Annotated in this window: 1 protein-coding gene; it reads right to left on the bottom strand. The window is 65.7% G+C overall.

The window, feature by feature from the left end; genetic code table 11:
- A partial coding sequence (locus tag B2W22_RS27865; RefSeq protein ID WP_286940406.1) for an IclR family transcriptional regulator occupies positions 1 to 436 on the bottom strand: 436 nt, incomplete at its 3' end.
- Between the last annotated feature and the right edge of the window lie 129 nt (positions 437 to 565).

Below are 565 nucleotides of genomic sequence, written 5' to 3' on the forward strand. Positions count from 1 at the left end.
CAAGCAGCGCCTTGCCCAGCGCGCAGGCATGTGCGGGCAGCCGCAAGCCTAGGTCCGACACCAGGCGCACGGGCCGGCGCGCATCTTCCCGCGCCAGGTACACCACGTCAAAGCCATCCAGCGCCGCCAGTTGCACGACCTCGTTGCAGCGGTCCACGAAGGCGGCGGCCGAGTGGTGAAACGCCGCTTGCAGACCATCGTGCCGCAGGTAGGCGGCGCCCAGCGCCATCAATTCCAGTCCGATGATGTAGCCGCCGTCCTGGCGTTCGACCCATCGGCGTTGCTCCAGGCAGTCGAGCAGCAGGTACAGCGTGCTCTTGGGCATCTCGCAGGCCCGCGCGAGTTCGGCGGCCTTGACCGGCGTGGGGCGGCCCGACAGCACGCGCAGGATGTCGTGGGTGCGGCGGATGGCGGGGACGTCGTAATCGGCAGCCATGATTCCAATAGGTTGGACATAAAAGCAAGATGTTGGACATGATAAATGAAGTCTCCTAGACTGGTTCGCCATGCCGATGGGTGAGCCGCGTTGCGGGGATCCCCATGCCGCATGGATTGCGCGTGTCGG

It is taken from the genome of Achromobacter sp. UBA4530 (assembly GCF_002388205.1).
GTDB lineage: Bacteria > Pseudomonadota > Gammaproteobacteria > Burkholderiales > Burkholderiaceae_B > Achromobacter > Achromobacter animicus.